Raw genomic sequence first — 21594 nt, 5'->3', positions numbered from 1 at the left:
GTTCGTCAGAATCCCTGGCCCAGGTCCGGACGCTGGGCCGCGCGCAGGGCTTGCGAGCGCTGCTGGAACCGGTTGCGGCGCGCCCGCTGGTAGGCGCCGACTGCATAGCGGGTGATGACGTAGGCGACCAGCCCCGCGATCAGTCCGAGCACCGCGCCGCCGACCACCATGGGGACAATCACCGGCCAGATCTTGTCGAAGGACTGCGACAGGAACCCGGCCGACATGTCGGCCTGGGCCAGATGTTCGGAGGTCGGCACGTGGCCGTGGCCGCCACCCAGGACCTTGCGTCCGACTTCGAACGAGGCGGCCCAGATGAACGGAAACGTCAGCGGATTGCCGACGGCGGTTCCGAGCGCCGCGGCCAGCATGTTGCCGGCGACCAGGAACGCCACCACGAAACTCAGGAAGAAATGAAACCCGACGAACGGGGTGAAGGAGGCGAAGATCCCGGCCGCCACCCCGGCGGCGATGGCATGGGGCGACGCCGACAGCCGCATGACGCGCTTCTTGAAATACTGCAGCGAACGCGACCACGAGCGGCGCGGCCACATGGCGACACGCATGCGCTCCTGAAACCGGGGTCGTTGTCGGCGGTTGAACAGCATGACCGGAATTCGTACCCGCGGCTCGGCCCAGTTTCTTCCACGGACAACCGCGAGCCGGTGTTCGTCCGTCGTAATCCTGCAGTCGGTCGTCACGCACTTTCGAGCCGACGCCGTGCAGACCGCTCCGGTCTGCACGCAGAAGTGCTCACCATCATGAACCTGGACCCGATTCGGGCCAATCAGGCGGGATCACCCGGTCGGTTGGAGGATCTCGGCGTCGTTCGTCAGTCCTATTCCAGTTAAAATCCAGCTTGCCGGCAAGTGGCGAACCGCGGCCCGTTATGCAAGTCCCCGGCTGCCCGGCTTGACCGCCTGCAGCGCCTCCAGCTCCGGGGGCAGCTGGTCGGCAGGATAGGCCGGCACCGCGTATTCGGCCAGCGACACCAGCGGCGCGCCGACGTCCGCCGTCCCGCCCGACCGGTCGATCAGCACCGAGCACGCGACCACGCGCGCGCCCAGGGCCTCGACAGCCGCGATCGTTTCCCGGATCGACAGCCCCGTCGTGAGGATGTCCTCGACGATCACCACCCGGGCGCCCTCGGGCATCTCGAAACGGCGGAGCCGGAACTGCCCCTGCTCCCGCTCGACCCAGACCGCCGGCACGCCCAGATGCCGGGCGGTCTCGTAGCCGGGCACGATCCCGCCGACGGCGGGCGACACGATCATGTCGATCGGCTCCGACACCGTCTCGCGGATCCGCGCGGCCAGCGCGCGGCAGAGGATCTCGGTCTTGTCGGGGTACTGGAAGACGCGCGCCTTCTGCAGGAAGACGGGGCTGTGCAGCCCGGACGTCAGGACGAAATGACCCTCCAGGATCGCGCCGCATTCGCGAAAGATGTCGAGCACTTCGTCACGCGTCATGTCTGAAAGGTCCCTCTGTGCGTTCCGGCCGGCATTTTCTTAGAACCTTTCCCGGCGAGGTGTCATCACCTGCGCGCCGGGAAGCGGGCCCGGTTCGGCGCGCCGGCCGGGCGACCGCCGCGGCACCCGCGCTCATCCATGCACCCGGTGCGCGTCCGAAATGACCGACAGGGCACGGATCTTCTGGATGATCTTGGTGAGATGCTTCAGGTCCCAGACCTCCAGATCGATGATCATCTCGTGGAAGTCGTTTCCCTGTCGCAGCATCTTGATGTTGTCGATGTTGCCGTCGTGCTCGCTGATCACCTGGGCGATGAGAGCAAGCGATCCCGGCTCATTGATGGCAGCCACCGAAATCTGCGTCGGAAAGCGCGGCGGATCGTTCTCGTCGACGTCCCAGCGCACATCCAGCCAGCGCTCGGACTGGTCGTCGAACTCCTGCAGCGCCGGCGACTGGATCGGGTAGATCGTCACCCCCTCGCCCGGCATGAGGATGCCGACGATACGGTCGCCCGGGACGGCGCCCACGTTCGGAGAGAAGCGCACCGGCAGATCGCCCTCGATGCCGCGGATCGGAAGCGACCCGGTCGGCTCCGTCGGCGCCCGCTTGGGCTTGCGCGCCGCCTTCTTCACCTTCTTGGCCTCGTGATCCATCGTCGCCGTCGGGTCGACGGCGCGCAGCACGTCGTTCGACGACAGCTCGCCGCGCCCGACGGCGGCGAGGAGATCCTCGACCCCCGGCTGCCCGAGCCTGGAAACGGCCAGCTCCAGCTCCTCGCCGGTGAGCGTCTTCGACACCCGCTGGAACGCCCGCTCGACGATATGGCGGCCGAGCCCGGAATACTGGGTGCGGACCGCCTCCCGGGTCGCCCGACGGATCGCCGCCCGCGCCTTGCCGGTGACGGCGAGCGTCTCCCAGGCAGCCGGCGGCGTCTGCGCCTTCGAGCGGATGATCTCCACCTCGTCGCCGTTCTTCAGCTCGGTCATGATCGGCATGATCCGGCCGTTGACCTTGCAGCCGACGCAGGTATTGCCGACGTCGGTGTGGACGGCATAGGCGAAGTCGATGGCGGTGGCGCCGCGCGGCAGCGCGATCAGCCGCCCCTTGGGCGTGAAGCAGAACACCTGGTCGTGGAACAGCTCGAGCTTGGTGTTCTCGAGGAACTCCTCCGGATTGTCGCCCTCCGCCAGCAGGTCGATGGTGTGCCGCAGCCATTCGTAGGCGCGGCTGTCGGCGGTCAGCCGGGCGATGTTGCGCCCGCCCCCCTCGCGGTCGGTGTAGAGCGCGTGGGCGGCGATGCCGTACTCGGCGACCCGGTGCATCGTATCCGTGCGGATCTGCAGCTCGACGCGCTGGCGGCTCGGCCCGACCACCGTCGTGTGGATGGAGCGGTAGTCGTTCTGCTTCGGGGTGGAAATGTAGTCCTTGAAGCGCCCCGGCACCGTCGGCCAGGTGGTGTGGATGACGCCGAGCACCCGGTAGCAGTCGTCGATGGTGCCGACGATCAGGCGGAAGCCGTAGAGATCCGACAGCTGCTCGAAGCTGACCGACTTGCGCTGCATCTTGCGGAAGATCGAATAGGGCCGCTTCTCGCGACCGCTCACCACCGCCGAGATGCCGCTCTCGGCCAGCCGCAGCGTCAGGTCGCTTTCGATGTTCTGGATCAGGCCGGCGTTGCGGGTCCTGAGATTGTCGAGCCGGGCGGAGATCGCCTCGCTCGCCTCTGGGTTCAGGACCTTGAACGCGAGCTCCTCGAGCTCTTCGCGCACCTCCTGCATGCCCATGCGGCCGGCGAGCGGCCCGTAGATCTCCATCGTCTCTTCGGCCACGGCGACCCGCTTGTGGGCCGGCACGTAGCGGATCGTCCGCATGTTGTGGAGCCGGTCGGCGAGCTTGACCAGCAGCACCCGGACGTCGTCGGCGATGGCGAGCAGCAGCTTGCGGAAGTTCTCGGCCTGCTTGGCCTTGGTCGACACCAGGTCGAGGCGCTTGATCTTGGTCAGGCCCTCGACGAGCTTGCCGATTTCCGGACCGAACATGTCGTCGATCTCGGCGCGCGTGGCGTCGGTGTCCTCGATGGTGTCGTGCAGCAGCGCGACGGCGATCGTCGCGTCGTCGAGCCGAAGGTCGGTCAGGATCGCCGCGACTTCGAGGGGATGGGAGAAGTAGGGATCGCCGGAGGCGCGCGTCTGCGTGCCATGCTTGTGCATGGCATACACGTACGCCTTGTTCAGGAGCCCCTCGTCAGCGGCCGGATTGTACCGGTTGACCCGCTCGAGAAGCTCGTACTGCCGCATCATGACTTATGCCCCGAGCCGCGGGGCGCGCCCCGCGACAGCCCCGGACGGCTGCGCGGGCCGTCTTTTTACGCTGGCAGTCAGAGATCGTCGGTCTTGTCGGGCGGAACCATGCCTTCGAGACCCTTGAGGAGCTCTTCTTCGCTCATGCGGTTGAACGTCAGGTCGACCTCGTCGTCCGCGCCGCTGTTGCCGTCCGATCCGATCAGCGCCACCGTCTCGGCTTCCGGCTCGTCCACTTCCACGTATTTCTGGAGCGAGTGGATGAGCTCTTCCTTCAGGTCGCCCGGGCTCACGGTCTGCTCGGCGATCTCGCGCAGGGCGACGACCGGGTTCTTGTCGTTGTCGCGATCGACGGAAATCTGGGATCCGCTGGAGATCATGCGGGCGCGATGGCCGGCGAGCAGGCACAGCTCGAACCGGTTATCGACCTTGTCGATGCAATCTTCGACCGTCACACGTGCCATCGGTGAAACTCCTTCTACGTCCGGGAAGTCGAGGGGATATCAGGTCGTTTCCCCGAAATGCAAGACAAACCGGCACGAAGTACCGGGACCGGGGGCTGGTTCGCCCCAGTTCAGCTTGTCGAGATCGCGGGGTCGCGGCGGCAACCTGCATCGCCCATTCTTGAAACGCATTGTGTCGTGCAATATGTCATCAATATGGGCGACGAGTCGGTGAAGTCCAACCACTTCGGTTCGGGACTGCCGACGACATTCAGGTGGCGGGTGGACCGTTTCATTTGGCTTTCCAGACGACCGTCGGCCGCGGCCGACTGCCCCTCTCAGGACTCTGCCGTTTTCAACGCCTTCTATTTTGCTTCCAGTGCAAGCGTAAAGAAAGACTCCCATGTTTGACGATCGCGAGCGCATTGCGCTGTTCATCGACGGCGCCAACCTCTATTCCACCGCGAAATCGCTTGGCTTCGACATCGACTATCGTCGCTTGCTGAAGGAATTCGGCTCCAAGGGCTACCTTCTGCGGGCCTACTATTACACGGCGATGATCGAAGATCAGGAATATTCGACGCTGAGGCCGCTGGTCGATTGGCTCGACTACAACGGCTACAGCGTCGTGACCAAGCCGCTGAAGGAATTCTACGACCAGAGCGGCCGCCGCAAGGTCAAGGGCAACATGGACATCGAGCTCGTCGTCGATGCCATGCAGATGGCCGAGCACGTCGACCACATCGTGCTGTTTTCGGGCGACGGCGATTTCCGCCGGCTCGTCGAGGCGATCCAGCGCCGCGGCCGCAAGGTGTCGGTGGTCTCCACCCTGCAGACCCAGCCGCCGATGATCGCCGACGACCTGCGCCGCCAGGCCGATCACTTCATCGACCTGGTGACCCTGGAGGCGAAGATCGGCCGCGATCCGGCCGAGCGTTCGGCGCGCGCGGCGGACCGTTCGGATCGTCAAAATCGCGAGCCGGCCGGCCAGGACGACCTCTAGGGTGCCTGCTGCCGCACGCGACGCGGCGCGCGCCGGCCCCACCGAACCGGACCGCGACTGCCCGCGCTGTCCGCGGCTGGTGGCGTTTCGCCAGGCCAATCGCGCCGCCGCGCCCGACTGGTTCAACGCCCCCGTGCCGACGTTCGGCGACCCGGACGCGCGCCTGCTGATCGTCGGGCTCGCGCCCGGCCTCAAGGGCGCGAACCGGACCGGCCGGCCGTTCACCGGCGATTATGCCGGCGACCTCCTCTACGCGACGCTCGACAAGTTCGGCTTCTCCCGCGGCACCTATGCGGCCTCGCCCGACGACGGGCTCGAGCTCGTCGGGGCGGCGATCGTCAATGCGGTCCGCTGCGTGCCGCCCCAGAACAAGCCCCTGCCCGCGGAAATCCGCACCTGCCTGCCGTTCCTGGTCGCCACGCTGGACGCGCGGCCGCGGATAGAGGCGATCCTGGTGCTCGGCAAGATCGCCCACGACGCGACGATCGCCGGCTTCGGCGGCAGGCCCGCGCACCACAAGTTCGCCCACGGCGCCCGCCACCAGCTGGACGGAACGCCGCCGATCTACGACAGCTACCACTGCTCCCGCTACAACACGAACACCGGCCGGCTGACGGCTGCCATGTTCGAAAGCGTCTTCAGCCGGATCGTCGCGGATCTGCGCTAAGGCCTTTTTCAGGCGGCATCACCTGGGCGATAAGGAAGTGCCCGAGAGCGGGGATGAGGAAAGGTCGAGAGCGGCTTTGCGCCGGCCTTCCGCTCGGCGGGACGTGCGCCGATCGATCTCCTGTCCACGACAATGATGGCTCCGGCCCTTGGCGCAGGCGCCGGTTCCGCGCGATGGTGCAGGCGTCGGGGTCGGGGTCGGGGCCGGATCGGTTGGGGGGCAGCCATGGCATATGACGAACACGCTGCCGCGCGGGTGCGGCAGGTCCTTGCGGACGTTCCGGATATCACCGAGCAGACCGTGATGGGCGCGCTGACCTTTCTGCTCGGCGGCACGATGTGCTGCGGGATCACCGGCGCGGACCTGATGGTGCGCGTCGGCTCGGCCGCCTACGACGCGGCGCTGACCGAGCCCCACGTCATGCCGATGGAGATCGGCCGCGGCCGGCGCCCGCGCGGCTTCATCCGCGTTGCCCCCGCCGGCTACCGGAGCGACAAGGCCCTCGCGGGATGGGTCGAGCGTGGCGTGGCGTTCGCCTCCACCCTGCCCCGCAAGTAGTCCGCCCCGTCATTTCGCCCCCGTCATTCGGCCCACGTGCGCCGGCTGTGATCCGGCCCGGAATCCGGCCGGTTCAGGCCGGGAAGACGGAGGCCCGAGGGGCCGCCTCCGCCCGTTCCTCACGGGACTGTGACCGTCTGAATCGCCCCCCGCACCCATCCTTTCCAGAATGAGCTCCGTACCTCCCACAGTCCGCCGCTGCGTCAGAGGCCGCGGCGGGCCACCGACCGGTCTCGACAAGACCGGCCCCTGAAAAGTGTCCAAGGAGGACCTGTCTCATGCGTATTTCTCTCGCTCGCACCTGCGCAGCCGCCGTCGTCGCCGCCACCGTTGCCGGCGCCGCGTTCGTCTCGCCCGCCCTCGCCGAGAACCCGATGGTCGGCGGGTCGCCCATGTACGAGTCGAAGACCATCGTCGAGAACGCGGTCAATTCGAAGGATCACGAGACCCTGGTCGCCGCGGTGAAGGCTGCCGGCCTCGTCGAGACCCTGTCCGGGCCCGGCCCGTTCATCGTGTTCGCGCCGACCGATGCCGCATTCGACAAGCTGCCGGCCGGCACCGTCGCCACGCTGGTGAAGCCTGAGAACAAGGCGAAGCTCACCGAGATCCTGACCTACCACGTCGTCGCGGGGCGCGGCACCGTCGCCCAGATGCACAAGGCCGCGATGGAAGCTGGTGGATCGGTCGGTCTCGAGACCGTCAACGGCGAACTCCTCACCGTCAAGGCGACCGACGACGGCGGCATCACGCTGACCGACAAGAAGGGCAACACCGCCCGCGTGACCATCGCCGACGTGCGCCAGTCCAACGGCATCATCCAGGTGGTCGACACCGTCCTGATGCCCTGACACGACCGGATTCTGGATCCGGCATGACCATCGGCCGGACCGCAACGAAGGGGCGGAGCAATCCGCCCCTTTTTCGTGCCGGCCTCAGCCCAGCTGCCGGGCGACCCTGCCCTGCCAGACCGCGAGGGCCGGCACCACCACCAGCTCGAGCGTCAGCCCTGCCAGATGGGGCGCCGACGGTACGCCGTTGACGGCCAGGCCCAGCAGGCGTGCCAGGCCACCGGCGACGACCAGCGCGGCCGCCAGCCGGAACAGGGCCGTCTTCCGCTCGATCGACGGGATCGTCGCGTAGAAGGTCAGCCCGAGCGCCAGGAAGATCCCCGAGAGATACCGGACGTGGCTGTCGAGATCGACGGGCCAGCCGCCGGCGTCGGAGAACGCCGCCGGTCCGAGGAGCACGCCCGCCGCGCCTGCCGCAACCGGGACGATCCCGAGTACGGCCACCACGGCCTGGAGACATCGCTTGCTGGATCTAGGTGTCATGCGGCCTGCTTGCGTCGGAGGAACGGGGGTCTGCCCGGCTTACGCACGCGCAGGCGCTCCGTATCACTCCATGCCGGATCGAGATGGACCGCCGCAGCCGCCCGCCCCTGTCCGCCCGAGCGTTCGGGCCGCTCGCCCGGGCCGCCACCGGTTCCCGCTCAGCGGGTGTCCACCGTGTGGTCGAGCGGGTTCGGGAACGGCAGGTCGTCGAAGGTGAGGTCCGACACCACCACCGCGTTCACGCCGAGCAGGACGAACGCCGCCAGGACGGCGGCAATCAGCGCCTTGAGCCACAGGCGCGGCCGGGCCGGCGCCTCCGCCATCGTCCCCGGCACGATCTCCTCGCCCGCCTCGGTGTGGGACCGGTTGCCCCACGGCAGCAGCAGGAAGAACATGAGCCACCAGACGATGAAATAGATGGCGATGATACTGGTCAGGGACATGGTGCTCGGGGTGCTCGTCTGGCGTGGGGGTGGCCGGGATCGCCGGTCTGGTCAGGCCTGCTCGAGCTCGGTCAGCGTGCCGCAGAAGTCCTTCGGATGCAGGAACAGCACCGGCTTGCCGTGCGCGCCGATCTTCGGCTCGCCGTCGCCGATGACGGTCGCCCCCGCCTTCACCATCCGGTCGCGGGCGACCAGGATATCGTCGACCTCGTAGCAGATGTGGTGCATCCCGCCGGCCGGGTTGCGGAGCAGGAACTTGGCGATCGGCGAACCGTCGCCGAGCGGCTCCAGGAGCTCGATCTTGGTGTTCGGCAATTCGATGAAGACCGTCGTCACCCCGTGATCGGGCTGCGCGACGGCCTCCGAGACCCTGGCGCCGAGCGTGTCGCGATAGACCGCGCTCGCCGCCTCGATGTCGGGCACCGCGATCGCCACGTGGTTGAGCCGTCCGATCATGCCCGCAGCCTCCGTTCCCGCACCGGTTCGTCCCGATCAGTCATAGTACCGTGACGTCGACCCGGCAAAGCGGCTTCTTGCCCCACTTCTGGGCCATGATCGACCGCAGCGCCTTGACCGAGGCCTTGGCGACCAGGTCGCGGTCCTTGCGGCGCTGGCGCGGAATCCCGTCGATCGCCTCATCGACGGCGTCCTCCAGCAGCTCGATGATGCTGTCGCCGTCGGCGTCGAGTTCCGGCAGGCCGAAGGCGATGATCGTCGGGTCGGTGAGGATCTCGCCCTTGCCATCGAGCGTGACGTGGGCGACGACGCAGCCGGCGAACGCCAGCTTGTTGCGCTCCGGAACGCCCGACTTCTCCGGCGCGGCGACCAGCGTCCCGTCCTTGTAGAGCACGCCGGTCGGCGCATGGTCGACGACCGCCAGCGGGCCCGGCGCGAGGCGGAAAATGTCGCCGTTCTTGCCCTTCACCACTTCCCGGATGCCCTGCTGCTTGGCGAAGCGGGCATGCTGGTCGAGATGGTACGGCTCGCCGTGCACCGGGATCAGCGCTTCCGGCTTGAGCCAGCTGTAGAGGTCGGCCAGTTCGTCGCGGCGGGGATGGCCGGAAACGTGCACGAGATCGTCCTTGTCCGTCAGGATCTGGATCCCCCGCTCGGCGAGCGCGTTGACCACGGAGATGACCGGCGGCTCGTTGCCGGGGATCGTGCGCGACGAGAAGATCACCAGGTCGCCCGGCGACAGCGCCACGCGCGGATGCTCGTCGTGGGCGATCCGCGCCAGCGCCGCGCGCGACTCGCCCTGGCTGCCGGTCAGCAGCGCCACCACCTTGTCGCGCGGCAGGTAGCCGTAGGCGTCTTCGTCCAGGAACGGCGGCACGTCGGAGAGATAGCCGAGCTCGGTCGCCACATCGATCACGCGCTTCATGGCGCGGCCCATCACCACCACGTCGCGGCCCGCTGCCCGGGCGGCAACCGCCACGCCGTGGATGCGCGCGACGTTGGAGGCGAACGTCGTCACCGCCACCCGGTTGGGCGCCGCCTTGATGATTTCGGTCAGCCGCTCGGCCACGTCGGCCTCCGACGGCGACCGTCCGCTGCGCACCGCGTTGGTGGAATCGCAGATGAGCGCCCGCACGCCCTCCTCGCCGACCGCCTTCAGCCGGTCGATGTCGATGGGCCGCCCGATGCCGGGGGTCAGGTCGATCTTCCAGTCGCCCGAGTGGACGACGGTGCCGTGGCGCGTCCGGATGACCAGCGCGTTCGGCTCGGGGATCGAATGGCTCATGGGCACCAGCTCGACCTCGAACGGGCCGACCTCGATGCGCGCGCCCTGCTCGACGATGGTCACCGGCACCGGCTTGGAGCCGCGGTTCTCCGCCGCCTTCGCCTCCAGCAGCCCGGCCGTGAACGCGGTCGCATACAACGGCACGCCGAGCCGCGGCCACAGGTCGAGAATCGCCCCGTAGTGGTCCTCGTGGGCGTGGGTGATGACGATGCCGGCGAGCCGGTCCTTGTGCTCCTCGATGAAGCTGATGTCGGGGTAGATCAGGTCGACGCCCGGCGTCGTCTCGTCGCCGAACGTGACGCCGAGATCGACCATCATCCAGGTGCGGTCGCGCCGCGGCCCGAGCCCGTAGAGGCCCAGGTTCATCCCGATCTCGCCGACGCCTCCGAGCGGAAGGAATACGAGCTCGTCCTTGTCGACTTTACTCAAAACGCTCTAGCTCCTCATTGTGGCGGCAGCCCCGAAATGCACATCGCCGGCCGCAATTGTCTCGCGTCCGCCGTCGGCCGTCCTCACCACCAGATGTCCGTCGTTGTCGACGGTCTCGAATATGCCGCGCACCGTGCGTTCCCCGATCGAGACGGAGACCGGCGCACCAATGCCGCTTGCCCGCGCGATCCAGCGATCTCGCAGGCCAGAAAATCCGCAGCTCGCTTGCCAGACCGCGAAGGTATCGACCCACGCATCCGACAGCGCCGAAAATAGACCCTCGGCCGTCGCGCCGGGCGTCGAGGCCTGGAGGTGCGTCGCCCGGTAGGGCGTGTCCTCCGGCGGCGACGCCACGTTGACGCCAATTCCCGCGACGATGGTCGTCTCGCCGTACCGCGCCCGCGCCTCGAGCAGAATGCCGACGAGCTTGGCACCCTCGAACAGGGCGTCGTTCGGCCACTTCAGTGCCACCCGTCCTCGGGCATCGACGGCCACGACAGCATCGATCGCGTCGCAGATCGCCAATCCGGCCACGAACCCGATGGTCGCGGCAACGTCCGCCGGCTGGTCGACGGTCATCAGGATCGACGCCGCCAGATTGCCTGGCCGCGCCTGCCACGGTCGGCCGCGCCGTCCACGCCCGCCGGTCTGGTTGGCGGAGACGAACCACGCAGGGCCCCGTTCGCCCGCCTCGGCTGCGGCGAGCGCCGCGGCATTCGTCGACCCGACCGCGTCGAAGTCGTGGAGTTCGTAGCCCGCAGCCCTCGCGCGCGGACCCAGCCGGAACGCCATCTACGGCACGACCACTTCAGACCGACGCGGCCTGAAGTCATAGAACATGTTCGGTTCCAACATTTCAGAGCGGGGTGAAGGCACTTCCTTACCCGACCCTAGAACAGGCTTTGGGCGGCCGCTGTGGCGGCGGCCTCGAGCGGTGCCGCAACGAACACGAAGAACACGATGAAGAGGCCGCTGAGGCCCAGCACGACCCGCAGTTCGCCCGGCATCGGCTCGAACGGCTCGGCCGCCTCGTCGAAGTAGATCAGCTTGACGATGCGCAGGTAGTAGAACGCGCCCACCACCGACGTCAGCACGCCGATGATCGCGAGTGTGTAGAGCCCGGCCTGCATCGCCGCCGCGAACACGTAGAACTTTCCGAAGAAGCCGGCCAGCGGCGGAATGCCGGCGAGCGAGAACATCAGCATCGCCAGGATGAACGCCATCATCGGCCGCGAGCGCGCCAGCCCGGCCAGCTCGTCGATGTCGTAGACCATCCCCTCCTTGCGGCGCATCGTCAGGATGCAGGCGAACACGCCGAGCGTCATCGCCACGTAGATGGTGAGATAGAGGATCACCCCCTGGATGCCCTGGGCGGTGCCCGGAGCGAGGCCCACCAGCGCATAGCCCACGTGGCCGATCGACGAATAGGCCATCAGCCGCTTGATGTTGCGCTGGCCGATCGCCGCGAAGGCGCCCAGCGCCATCGACAGGATCGAGATGAAGATGATGATCTGCTGCCACTCGAAGTGGGCCGGGCCGAACGCCTCGATCACCACCCGCATCAACAGCGCCAGGGCCGCCACCTTCGGCGCCGCCGCGAAGAACGCCGTCACCGGCGTCGGGGCGCCCTCGTAGACGTCCGGCGTCCACATGTGGAACGGCACGGCGGAGATCTTGAAGGCGAGCCCGGTCAGCACGAAGACGATGCCGAAGATCGCGCCGATCGACGCCCCGTCGGCGTCCAGCACGCCGGAGATGGTGTCGAAGTCGATGGAGCCGGTGAAGCCGTACACCAGCGAGATGCCGTAGAGCATCATCCCCGACGCCAGCGCGCCAAGCACGAAATACTTCAGGCCCGCCTCGGTGGAGCGCACCGAATCCCGGTTGATCGAGGCGACCACGTAGAGCGCCAGCGACTGCAGCTCCAGGCCCAGATAGAGCGCCAGCATGCTGCCGGCCGAGATCATGATCATCATGCCGACGGTCGCCAGCACCACCAGCACCGGGTACTCGAAGCGCTCGAAGCGGGCCGCCCGGGCATAGGCGGTCGTCATCACGATGGCGAAGCCGGAGCCGATCAGCGTCAGGACCTTCATGAACCGCGCGAACGGATCGAGGATGAACGCGCCCTCGAAGGTCGTGCCGTAGACCGGCGCGAACACCAGCAGCGCGGCGGCGACAACGATCAGGATCACCGCTCCGGCGGTCACCGTTCCGACGGGCTCGTCTCCGGCGAACACGCCGATCATCAGGAGCACCAGCGCCCCGACGGCCATGACGAGCTCGGGAAGAAGGGGCATGAGGTCGGGCACAGCGGTCATCCCTTAGGCCTCGCGGGAGAAACGTTTGACGGCATCGATCAATGGAGCACCTGTGCGGTCTTGCCCGCCACTTCCAGCGCGGAGTGGTAGTGCTGCAGGAGGTTGTCCACGGACGCGGCGGTGATGTCGAGGACCGGCGTTGGCCAGATACCGAACAGGATGGTCAGCACGACCAGCGGCACCAGCACGAACTTCTCGCGCAGGTTCAGGTCCGGCAGCGCCTTCAGGCTTTCCTTCTCCAGCGGCCCGAACGCCACCCGGCGGTAGAGCCAGAGCGCGTAGGCGGCCGACAGGATGATGCCGGTGGCGGCCAGGAAGGCCGTCAGGGTCGACACCTGGAAGGCACCGATCATCGTCAGGAACTCGCCGACGAAGCCGCTGGTGCCGGGCAGGCCGACGTTGGCCATGGTGAACACCAGGAACGCCATGGCGAACCACGGCATCTGCTTGGCAAGCCCGCCATAGGCGGCGATGGCGCGGGTATGGGTCCGGTCGTAGATGACGCCCACCGACAGGAACAGCGCGGCCGAGACGATGCCGTGCGACAGCATCAGATAAATCGCGCCCTGCACGCCCTGGGTGGTCGCCGTGAACATGCCCATGGTCACGAAGCCCATGTGGGCGACCGACGAATAGGCGATCAGCTTCTTCATGTCCTCCTGCATCAGCGCGACCAGCGAGGCGTAGATGATGGCGATCACCGACAGGCCGAAGATGTAGGGGGCGAAGAAGTCCGACGCGACCGGGAACATCGGCAGCGAATAGCGCAGCACGCCGAAGCCGCCCATTTTCAGAAGGATGCCCGCCAGCACGCCCGAGGCCGCCGTCGGGGCCTCCACGTGGGCGTCCGGCAGCCAGGTGTGCACCGGCCACATCGGCATCTTCACCGCGAACGAGGCGAAGAAGCCGAGGAACAGCCAGTACTCCATCGAGGTCGGGAAATCGTGCTGCAGCAGCAGCGGCACGCTGGTGGTGCCAGCCTCCCAGTACATCGCCAGGATGGCCAGCAGCATGAACAGCGAGCCGAGCAGCGTGTAGAGGAAGAACTTGAAGGTCGCGTAGACGCGCCGGTCGTGGCCCCAGATGCCGATGATCAGGAACATCGGGATCAGGCCGCCTTCGAAGAAGACGTAGAATACCACGATGTCGAGCGCGGTGAACACGCCGATCATCAGGGTTTCCAGGATGAGGAAGGCGATCATGTACTCCTTCACCCGCCACTGGATCGCCTGCCAGCTGGCAAGGACGCAGAACGGCATGAGGAGCGTGGTCAGCAGCACGAACAGGATGGAGATCCCGTCGACGCCCACGTGGTAGGTGAACGGCCCGCCGATCCACTCGTACTGCTCGACGAGCTGGAAGCCCGGGTCGCTCGCGTCGAACTGCACCAGCAGCAGCATCGACACCAGGAACGTGAACACCGTGGTGATCATCGAGACGCGGCGGATGTTGGTCAGCGCGGCGGCGTCCTCTCCCCGCACCAGCAGGATGAACAGCACCCCGACCAGCGGCAGGAAGGTAACGATCGTAAGGAGCGGCCAATCACTCATCAGGGAGCTCCCACGCCCGTCATCATCGCCCAGGTGATCAGCGCCGCGACGCCGATCAGCATCGCGAACGCGTAGTGGTAGATGTAGCCCGTCTGCAGCCGCACGACCCGCTGGGTCACGTCGAGCACCCGGTGCGACACGCCGTCCGGACCGAACCCGTCGATCAGCCAGCCGTCGCCCTTCTTCCAGAGGAAGTGGCCGATGCGCTTGGCGGGCCGCACGAACAGGAAGTCGTAGAGCTCGTCGAAGTACCACTTGTTCAGGAGGAACTGGTACAGCCCCGGGTGCTCGCGGGCGAGCGTCGCCGGCGTCTGCGGCGAGCGCATGTACCACAGGTACGCCCAGCCGAAGCCGATCAGCATCATGATGGTCGGCGCGATCGGCACCCAGGCCGGGAGATGGTGCATCTCCTCCAGGATGTGGTTCTCGGTGCCGAGATAGAGCGAGGCGCGCCAGAAGTGCTCGTAGCCCTCGCCGATGAACTCGTTGTGCAGCAGGAAGCCGGCGAACAGCGCCCCGCACGACAGCAGCGCCAGCGGAACCAGCATCACCGGCGGGCTCTCGTGGGCGTGCTTGAACACGTCGGCCGCGGCCCGCGTCTTGCCGTGGAAGGTCATGAACATCAGGCGCCAGGTGTAGAAGGCCGTCAGCAGCGCCGCGAACAGCGTCATCCAGAAGGCGTAGGCCGAGAACGGATTGTCGGCGGCGAACGTCGCCTCGATGATGGCGTCCTTGGAGAAGTAGCCGGAGGTGAACGGGAAGCCGGTGAGCGCCAGCCCGCCGATCAGCATGGCGGCGTAGGTCCACGGGATCTTCGAGCGCAGCCCGCCCATGCGCCGCATGTCCTGCTCGTCGTGCATGGCGTGGATGACCGAGCCGGCGCCGAGGAACAGCAGCGCCTTGAAGAAGCCGTGGGTCATCAGGTGGAAGATGCCGGCCGAGTAGGCCCCCACCCCGAGGGCCGCGAACATGTAGCCCAGCTGCGAGCAGGTCGAGTAGGCGATCACCCGCTTGATGTCGTTCTGGACGCAGCCGATCGTCGCCGCGAAGAAGGCGGTCGTGGCGCCGATGAAGGTCACGAACGTCAGCGCCGTCGGGGCGTACTCGAACAGCGGCGACATCCGCGCCACCATGAACACCCCGGCCGTCACCATGGTGGCGGCGTGGATGAGCGCGGAGACCGGCGTCGGGCCTTCCATCGCGTCCGGAAGCCAGGTGTGCAGGCCGATCTGGGCCGACTTGCCCATGGCGCCGATGAACAGCAGGAAGCAGATCGTCTCGACCGCGTTCACCTGGTAGCCGAGGAAGGCGAAGGTCGAGGTCGACAGGGTCTGCGCATCGCCGAAGATGGTGTCGAGGTCGACCGAGCCCACCATCATGAACAGCGCGAAGATGCCCAGCATGAAGCCGAAGTCGCCGATGCGGTTGACCACGAACGCCTTGATCGCGGCGGCCACGGCCGAGGGCCGCGTGTACCAGAAGCCGATCAGCAGGTAGGAGGCGAGACCGACGCCCTCCCAGCCGAAGAACATCTGCACGATGTTGTCGGCGGTCACCAGCATCAGCATCGCGAAGGTGAACAGCGACAGGTACGCGAAGAAGCGCGGCCGGTCGGGATCGTGCGACATGTAGCCGATCGAGTAGAGATGGACGACCGCGGAGACCGAGGTCACCACGATCAGCATCACCACCGTCAGCGTGTCGATGCGCAGCGACCAGGCCACCTCGAGCGCCCCGGACATGATCCACGGCGACAGCGCGACCTTGATCGGTTCGGCGTCGGAGAAGCCCACCTGGAAGAAGGCAACCCACGACAGGATCGCGGAGACGATCAACAGGCTCGTGGTGACGATCTCGCTGGCGCGCGCCCCGATGACGCGGCCGAAGATGCCCGCGACCAGGAAGCCGATGAGCGGCAGGAAGACGATTGCGGCGTACATCAGCCCGTCAGCCCTTCATCGTGTTGATGTCTTGCACCGCGATCGAGCCGCGGTTGCGGAAGAAGACCACAAGGATGGCCAGGCCGATCGCGGCCTCGGCAGCGGCAACCGTCAGCACGAACAGCGCGAAGACCTGGCCGACGAGGTCGCCCAGGAAGGCGGAGAACGCGATGAAGTTGATGTTCACGGCCAGCAGGATGAGTTCGATCGCCATGAGGATGACGATGACGTTCCGCCGGTTCAGGAAGATGCCGAACACCCCGAGGGTGAACAGGATCGCCGCGACCGTGAGATAATGCGCCAGACCGACCGCCATTTTCGGTGCTGCCCCTTCTGGAAATGTCGTTCGAACGACCGGATGCGTCAGATGCCCTTGCGGGAAGGCACCTTGCGCACCTCGACCGACTGTTCGCGAGTACGTGCAACCTGCTGGCTGATGTCCTGCCGCTTCACGCCTTCCTTGTGGCGCAGCGTGAGCACGATGGCGCCGACCATCGCGACGAGCAGAACCAGCCCCGCAGCCTGGAAGAAGTAAACGTAGCGGGTGTAGAGCAGCTGGCCGAGCGCCGCAACGTTCGACACCTGGCTGGCCGGCGGGATCGGCGCCGACGCCACGGCGCTCACGTCGGGCGCGATCGCCCATGCGCCCAGCACCAGCACCAGCTCGAGAAACAGGATGATGCCGATGAGGCCGCCCACCGGCACATACTGCAGCGATCCCTGGCGCAGCTCGGCGAAGTCGACGTCGAGCATCATCACCACGAACAGGAACAGCACCGCGACGGCGCCCACGTAGACGACGACCAGGATCATCGCCAGGAACTCGGCGCCGAGCAGCAGGAACAGCCCGGCGGCGTTGAAGAAGGCGAGGATCAGGAACAGCACCGAGTGCACGGGATTGCGCGAGGAAATCACCATGAACGCCGAAGCGACGGTCACCGCTGCGAAAAGATAGAAGAAGAGTGTCTGCAGGATCATCGCCTGGCCCGCCCCGTTGTCGGAGTGGTCGTCTGCCCGCGTCGTCTCATAGCCGAGCCCTCGTTACGCGTCCACACCCTCACCGGAACGGTGCGTCCTGGGCGATGTTGCGCGCGATATCGCGTTCCCAGCGGTCGCCGTTCGCAAGCAGCCGCTCCTTGTCGTAGTAGAGTTCCTCGCGGGTTTCGGTGGCGAACTCGAAGTTCGGCCCCTCCACGATCGCGTCGACCGGGCACGCCTCCTGGCAGAACCCGCAGTAGATGCACTTCACCATGTCGATGTCGTAGCGCGTCGTGCGGCGGGTGCCGTCGTTGCGCCGCGGGCCGGCCTCGATGGTGATGGCCTGGGCCGGGCAGATCGCCTCGCACAGCTTGCACGCGATGCAGCGCTCCTCGCCGTTGGGATAGCGGCGCAGCGCATGCTCGCCGCGAAAACGCGGGGAGATCGGCCCCTTCTCGAAGGGGTAGTTCAGGGTCGACTTGGGCTTGAAGAAATATCGCATGCCCAGAAAGAAGGCCGATACGAATTCCATCAAGAGCAGCGATTTGGCTGCGCGATCCAAGGCTGCCATGACGCGTGTCCTCGTAGTCCGATCTTTGAGCGGCCGGCGGGAGCCCCTGCCCCGCGCGTCCGCTCTTGCGTGTCTGTTTCGTGCCGGCCCAACCGTCAGGGCGGCGCGTCGTTCAGTCCGTCAGGCCCCCGGCCCCATGGCGCGCGGCCGGGAGTACCGGTCGTGGCGCGGCAGGTCGTCGGCGATCGCCAGGTAGGGCAACCGCGACGCCCAGAACGCATGCGCCTGCGGCGCGATCCGCTCCGGCGCCTCGAAGGCCCCGATGGCGAGATAAATCTCGTCGCCGGGGATCGTCTCGTCGGCGTAGGCGAGCGGCGTACCGCATCCCGCGCACCATTGCCGCAGGATCCCCGCCCCGCCCGATCGTCCGGCGGGCGTCCCGGTCCAGCTGACCGCGTCGCCCGCAAACCCAACCCACAGCGTCACCGGCGCGCCGGTCGCCTTCCGGCAGTCGGCGCAGTGGCAGTAGGCGGCCCAGAGCGGCTCGCCTGCCGCCCGGAAGCGCACCGCGCCGCAGGCGCAGGCGCCGGCATGCGGGGCGCCCGATGCCGCTGCCTCAGGCATACCAGCCCGTCAGCTTCAGCACCGTCGCCACCACGATCACCGCCACCAGCGAGATCGGCAGGAACACCTTCCAGCCGAGCCGCATCAGCTGGTCGTAGCGGTAGCGCGGCACGATCGCCTTCACCATGGCGAACATGAAGAACACCAGCAGGCACTTCAGCACGAACCAGATGATCCCCGGCACCCAGGTGAACGGCGCCACGTCCACCGGCGGCAGCCAGCCGCCCATGAACATGATGCTCATCAGCGCGCACATCAGCGCGATCGAGACGTACTCGCCCAGCATGAACATCATGTACGGGGCGGAGCCGTATTCGACCATGAAGCCGGCCACCAGCTCCGATTCCGCTTCCGGAAGGTCGAACGGCGGCCGGTTCGTCTCCGCCAGCGCCGAGATGAAGAACACCACGAACATCGGGAACAGCGGCAGCCAGTACCAGTTCAGGATCGACAGCCACGGCACGCCCAGCATCGTCGCCAGCCCGGTCTCCTGGGAATGGACGATGGCGGACAGGTTCAGCGAGCCGGCGCACATCAGCACCGTGATGATCACGAAGCCGATGGAGACCTCGTAGGACACCATCTGCGCCGCCGAGCGCAGCGCGCCCAGGAACGGATACTTCGAATTCGATGCCCAGCCGCCCATGATGACGCCGTACACGCCGAGCGACGAGATCGCGAAGATGTAGAGGATGCCGACATTGATGTCGGCGATCACCCAGCCGTCGGCGACCGGCACCACCGCCCACGCCGCCAGCGACAGGATCACGGTTACCAAGGGCGCCAGCAGGAACACCGTCTTGTCGGCGCCGGCCGGGATTACCGGCTCCTTCAGCACGAACTTGCCGAGGTCGGCGAACGACTGCATCAGCCCGAAGGCGCCCACCACGTTCGGGCCGCGCCGCATCTGGACGGCCGCCCAGACCTTGCGGTCGGCGAGCAGGATGTAGGCGATCACGACCAGCAGCACGACCAGCAGCAGCAGGCTCTGGCCGAGCATGATCAGGAACGGAAAGCCGTAGGTGGACCAGAAGTCGTTCATGACCTTTCGGAACCCTCGTTCATCATGCCGTTCAGGCTGGTCGTTCCCATCGTCGCCGATGCATGGATCGTCATCGCCGCTGCCTCACTCCGCCGCTTCGGCGCCGAGCCGGTCGCGGGCGATCGCGGAGCATTCCGCCATCACCGCCGAGGCGCGGGCGATCGGGTTGGTGAGATAGAAGTCGCGGACCGTGGAGGCGAACGGCGCCGTCTCGACCGCGCCGCCGAGATCGGCAAGCGCGCCCAGTTCGGCCGCGTCGACCGGCGTGACCACGTCGCCGACGGCAAGGTGCGGGTGCCGCTCGAACATCGCGGCGCGCAGCTCCGGCAGCGAATCGTAGCCCAGCTGGTGGCCCAGATGCGGCGACAGCGCGCGCAGGATCGCCCAGTCCTCGCGGGCCTCGCCGGGCGGGAAGCCCGCGCGGTTGGCGCGCTGCACCCGGCCTTCGGTGTTGACCCAGGTGCCGGCCTTTTCCGGATAGGCCGCCCCCGGCAGGATGACGTCGGCGCGGTGCGCGCCGACATCGCCGTGGGTGCCGATATAGACGACGAACGCCTCGCCGAGGCGGCGCGTGTCGAACTCGTCGGCGCCGAGCAGGAACACCAGGTCGAGCCCGCCGCCCTCGGCCGCGCCGAGCATGCCCGCCACGTCGAGGCCGCCCTCGCCCGGCACGCAGCCGACATCGAGGCCGCCGACCCGCCCGGCCGCCGTGTGCAGCACCGAGAAGCCGTTCCAGTCCTCGGCGACGGCGCCGGCGGATGTCGCCACCTTTGCGGCCAGCGACAGGATCGCCTCTCCGTCGGGGCGCGAGAGCGCGCCCTGCCCGACGATGATCAGCGGACGCTCGGCGTCAGCCAGGATCTTCGCGAACGAATGGCTGCCGTCGACGATACCCTGCAGCGTGTCGGTGCCGGCGCCCAGGTAGTCGTAGTCGTAGGTGAGGTCGGTGCGCTCGCCGATCACGCCCACCGGCAGCGGGCCCATCCGCCAGCGCTTGCGGATGCGGGCGTTCAGCACGGCCGCTTCCCAGCGCGGGTTGGTGCCGATCATCAGCACCGCGTCGCAGTCCTCGATGCCCTCGATGGTCGCGTTGAACAGGTAGCTGGCGCGGCCGAACTTCGGATGCAGCTTGGTGCCGTCCTGGCGGCAGTCGACGCTGGCAACGCCGAGCTTGTCCATCAGGTCCTTCAGCGCGAACTGCTCTTCGGTCGTCGCGAGATCGCCGGCGATCGCCGCCATCCGCTCCGGCGCGACGCCCTTCGCCTTCTCAGCGATCGTCTCGAAGGCCTCCGGCCAGCTCGCCGGCACCAGCCGCCCGTCCTTGCGGACGTACGGGCGGTCGAGGCGCTGGGTGCGCAGCCCGTCCCAGACGAAGCGCGACTTGTCGGAGATCCACTCCTCGTTCACCGCCTCGTTGAGGCGCGGCATGATGCGCATCACCTCGCGGCCGCGGCAGTCGACCCGGATGGCCGAGCCGAGCGCGTCCATCACGTCGATGGACTCGGTCTTCGAGAGCTCCCACGGCCGCGCCTTGAAGGCGTAGGGGCGCGAGGTCAGCGCGCCGACCGGGCACAGGTCGATGACGTTGCCCTGCAGCTCCGAGCTCATGGCGTGCTCGAGATAGGTGGTGATCTCCATGTCCTCGCCGCGGCCGATCGCACCGAGATCGGCCACGCCGGCCACCTCGGTGGTGAAGCGCACACAGCGGGTGCAGTGGATGCAGCGGGTCATGATCGTCTTGACCAGCGGGCCGATATACTTGTCCTCGACGGCGCGCTTGTTCTCGTGGAAGCGCGAGCCGGAGACGCCGTAGGCCATCGCCTGGTCCTGCAGGTCGCACTCGCCGCCCTGGTCGCAGATCGGGCAGTCCAGCGGGTGGTTGATCAGCAGGAATTCCATCACCCCCTCGCGCGCCTTCTTCACGAAGGGCGTGCGGGTGTTCACCTGGGGCGGCGAGCCGTCCTTGCCGGGACGCAGGTCGCGCACGCCCATGGCGCACGAGGCCACCGGCTTCGGCGGACCGCCGACGACCTCGACCAGGCACATGCGGCAGTTGCCGGCGATCGACAGCCGGTCATGGAAGCAGAAGCGCGGGATCTCCGCGCCGGCCGCCTCGCAGGCCTGCAGGATCGTGAAGTGGTCCGGCACTTCGATTTCGGAACCGTCGACGATCAGCTTGGCCATCGATCAATTTCCCTCGTTCGTCGATACGGAGCGCCCGAGGAGGCCCCCGGAAACCACTG

General features: G+C 67.3%; 22 protein-coding genes. 4 read left to right on the top strand and 18 right to left on the bottom strand.

The features are described 5' to 3' along the window. Positions 1–5 precede the first annotated feature (5 nt). From ACSSVZ_RS15370 to rpoZ, 4 genes are all read right to left on the bottom strand, one after another. The gene (locus ACSSVZ_RS15370; protein ID WP_453971388.1) at positions 6–566 is read right to left on the bottom strand and encodes a DUF2062 domain-containing protein; all 561 of its coding nucleotides are present in this window, start codon (positions 564–566) and stop codon (positions 6–8) included. Positions 567–887: 321 nt separating this feature from the next. Further along, entirely contained in the window at positions 888–1469 is a 582-nt protein-coding gene (gene pyrE / locus ACSSVZ_RS15365) for an orotate phosphoribosyltransferase (protein WP_453971386.1), read from the bottom strand. Positions 1470–1601: 132 nt separating this feature from the next. After that, on the bottom strand, positions 1602–3770 hold the full coding sequence (locus tag ACSSVZ_RS15360) for a RelA/SpoT family protein (RefSeq protein WP_453971384.1): 2169 nt from the start codon (positions 3768–3770) through the stop codon (positions 1602–1604). A gap of 77 nt (positions 3771–3847) precedes the next feature. After that, positions 3848–4234: a DNA-directed RNA polymerase subunit omega gene (rpoZ, locus tag ACSSVZ_RS15355; RefSeq protein ID WP_453971382.1), complete on the bottom strand. Its 387-nt coding sequence runs from the start codon at positions 4232–4234 to the stop codon at positions 3848–3850. Between the two features lie 382 nt (positions 4235–4616). Here rpoZ and ACSSVZ_RS15350 point away from each other — a divergent pair, with 382 nt between their 5' ends. The 4 genes from ACSSVZ_RS15350 to ACSSVZ_RS15335 all read left to right on the top strand — a co-directional run bounded on the left by ACSSVZ_RS15350 (position 4617) and on the right by ACSSVZ_RS15335 (position 7289). After that, positions 4617–5216, top strand: a complete 600-nt coding sequence (locus ACSSVZ_RS15350; protein ID WP_453971380.1) for a LabA-like NYN domain-containing protein — start codon at positions 4617–4619, stop codon at positions 5214–5216. A 1-nt stretch (position 5217) separates the two neighbouring features. Continuing rightward, a complete protein-coding gene (locus ACSSVZ_RS15345; protein WP_453971378.1) occupies positions 5218–5883 on the top strand; it encodes a uracil-DNA glycosylase in 666 nt (221 codons plus the stop codon). A 225-nt stretch (positions 5884–6108) separates the two neighbouring features. Next, positions 6109–6441, top strand: a complete 333-nt coding sequence (locus ACSSVZ_RS15340; protein WP_453971376.1) for a TfoX/Sxy family protein — start codon at positions 6109–6111, stop codon at positions 6439–6441. Positions 6442–6719: 278 nt separating this feature from the next. Next, positions 6720–7289 (top strand): fasciclin domain-containing protein, encoded by a 570-nt coding sequence (locus tag ACSSVZ_RS15335; protein ID WP_453971374.1) that lies wholly within the window; start codon positions 6720–6722, stop codon positions 7287–7289. A gap of 84 nt (positions 7290–7373) precedes the next feature. Here ACSSVZ_RS15335 and ACSSVZ_RS15330 read toward each other — a convergent pair whose 3' ends face one another. The 14 genes from ACSSVZ_RS15330 to nuoG form a co-directional block, all read right to left on the bottom strand. Then, a complete protein-coding gene (locus ACSSVZ_RS15330; RefSeq protein WP_453971372.1) occupies positions 7374–7772 on the bottom strand; it encodes a DUF4345 domain-containing protein in 399 nt (132 codons plus the stop codon). 158 nt (positions 7773–7930) lie between these two features. Then, a complete protein-coding gene (locus tag ACSSVZ_RS15325; protein ID WP_453971370.1) occupies positions 7931–8215 on the bottom strand; it encodes a DUF1467 family protein in 285 nt (94 codons plus the stop codon). A gap of 51 nt (positions 8216–8266) precedes the next feature. Continuing rightward, the gene (mce, locus tag ACSSVZ_RS15320) at positions 8267–8671 is read right to left on the bottom strand and encodes a methylmalonyl-CoA epimerase (protein ID WP_453971368.1); all 405 of its coding nucleotides are present in this window, start codon (positions 8669–8671) and stop codon (positions 8267–8269) included. Positions 8672–8711: 40 nt separating this feature from the next. Continuing rightward, positions 8712–10322 (bottom strand): ribonuclease J, encoded by a 1611-nt coding sequence (locus tag ACSSVZ_RS15315; RefSeq protein WP_453971419.1) that lies wholly within the window; start codon positions 10320–10322, stop codon positions 8712–8714. A 69-nt stretch (positions 10323–10391) separates the two neighbouring features. Continuing rightward, positions 10392–11177: a biotin--[acetyl-CoA-carboxylase] ligase gene (locus ACSSVZ_RS15310; RefSeq protein ID WP_453971366.1), complete on the bottom strand. Its 786-nt coding sequence runs from the start codon at positions 11175–11177 to the stop codon at positions 10392–10394. A 98-nt stretch (positions 11178–11275) separates the two neighbouring features. Then, positions 11276–12706: an NADH-quinone oxidoreductase subunit NuoN gene (gene nuoN / locus ACSSVZ_RS15305; protein ID WP_453971364.1), complete on the bottom strand. Its 1431-nt coding sequence runs from the start codon at positions 12704–12706 to the stop codon at positions 11276–11278. A 38-nt stretch (positions 12707–12744) separates the two neighbouring features. Then, on the bottom strand, positions 12745–14256 hold the full coding sequence (locus ACSSVZ_RS15300) for an NADH-quinone oxidoreductase subunit M (RefSeq protein WP_453971362.1): 1512 nt from the start codon (positions 14254–14256) through the stop codon (positions 12745–12747). Further along, positions 14256–16196, bottom strand: a complete 1941-nt coding sequence (nuoL, locus tag ACSSVZ_RS15295) for an NADH-quinone oxidoreductase subunit L (RefSeq protein ID WP_453971360.1) — start codon at positions 16194–16196, stop codon at positions 14256–14258. The genes ACSSVZ_RS15300 and nuoL overlap by 1 nt, the downstream gene beginning before the upstream one ends. Positions 16197–16203: 7 nt before the next feature. Beyond that, complete coding sequence (gene nuoK, locus ACSSVZ_RS15290) at positions 16204–16512, bottom strand: NADH-quinone oxidoreductase subunit NuoK (RefSeq protein ID WP_453956492.1); 309 nt, start codon at positions 16510–16512, stop codon at positions 16204–16206. Positions 16513–16559: 47 nt separating this feature from the next. Then, positions 16560–17174: an NADH-quinone oxidoreductase subunit J gene (locus tag ACSSVZ_RS15285; protein ID WP_453971358.1), complete on the bottom strand. Its 615-nt coding sequence runs from the start codon at positions 17172–17174 to the stop codon at positions 16560–16562. Between the two features lie 79 nt (positions 17175–17253). Continuing rightward, positions 17254–17745 (bottom strand): NADH-quinone oxidoreductase subunit NuoI, encoded by a 492-nt coding sequence (gene nuoI / locus ACSSVZ_RS15280; protein ID WP_453971356.1) that lies wholly within the window; start codon positions 17743–17745, stop codon positions 17254–17256. A 120-nt stretch (positions 17746–17865) separates the two neighbouring features. Beyond that, a complete protein-coding gene (locus ACSSVZ_RS15275) occupies positions 17866–18309 on the bottom strand; it encodes a GFA family protein (protein WP_453971354.1) in 444 nt (147 codons plus the stop codon). Continuing rightward, positions 18302–19351 (bottom strand): NADH-quinone oxidoreductase subunit NuoH, encoded by a 1050-nt coding sequence (gene nuoH, locus ACSSVZ_RS15270; RefSeq protein ID WP_453971352.1) that lies wholly within the window; start codon positions 19349–19351, stop codon positions 18302–18304. The genes ACSSVZ_RS15275 and nuoH overlap by 8 nt, the downstream gene beginning before the upstream one ends. An 84-nt stretch (positions 19352–19435) precedes the next feature. Beyond that, complete coding sequence (gene nuoG, locus ACSSVZ_RS15265) at positions 19436–21535, bottom strand: NADH-quinone oxidoreductase subunit NuoG (protein WP_453971350.1); 2100 nt, start codon at positions 21533–21535, stop codon at positions 19436–19438. Between the last annotated feature and the right edge of the window lie 59 nt (positions 21536–21594).

It is taken from the genome of Amorphus sp. MBR-141 (genome assembly GCF_053628695.1).
Note: the sequence above shows the minus strand (reverse complement) of the source record. Positions and strands in the feature narration are given on the sequence as shown.